The sequence below is a fragment of the Alkalibacillus haloalkaliphilus C5 genome (assembly GCF_000269905.1).
GTDB lineage: Bacteria > Bacillota > Bacilli > Bacillales > Alkalibacillaceae > Alkalibacillus > Alkalibacillus haloalkaliphilus_A.
This window is the reverse complement of record NZ_AKIF01000291.1, coordinates 1-598: the sequence shown is the minus strand read 5'-3', so window position 1 is coordinate 598 and position 598 is coordinate 1. Positions and strand designations below refer to the sequence as shown.

Sequence of the window (598 nt, the reverse complement as noted above, 5' to 3'; positions counted from 1 at the left end):
AACACTCAACGAGCGCCGATAAATTCATGTGAACGCTGATAAACACTTTGCGAGCGCCGATAAAATATCCCGTGAGCGCCAAATAGACTCCCCCGAAAGCCAAATAATCAAACACACCAATTCTTAATTGTTCACCTACAAAAAAATGAAGTTGACAATCTCTTCACCTTTCGATATATTATGATCAGCGAAAAGGGGGAAAAGAAAATGAAGAGAAGGTTTAGTCCGAGTGAATTAACATTAGGTTCTGTATTTGTTGTATTACTAATGATCGGCGCCAACATTGCGATTTGGTTTCCATTTTTAAAGATTACATATGGTGCTGGTTCAGTTCCGCTTTCATTACAAACATTTTTTGCAATTTTAGCTGGTATTATTTTAGGAAGAAAGTTAGGAAGCTTTACTGTTATAGTCTATTTATTAATCGGTGCGGCAGGAGTGCCTGTGTTTGCTGAGATGAGTTCTGGTTTACAAACGTTCATTTATCCTACTGGAGGCTTTTTATTCTCTTTCATTGCCGTAGCCTGGGTGACTGGGTATATAGTTGAGAAAAGTCAAAACCCTAATATTAAAGTCTATCTCTCAGCTACCTTCGCTG

General features: G+C 38.3%; 1 protein-coding gene. It reads left to right on the top strand.

Annotated elements, in window-relative coordinates:
* Window positions 1-207 precede the first annotated feature (207 nt).
* Window positions 208-598 (top strand): biotin transporter BioY (locus tag A194_RS0116495; RefSeq protein ID WP_017187866.1); only part of this gene is annotated, 391 nt, incomplete at its 3' end.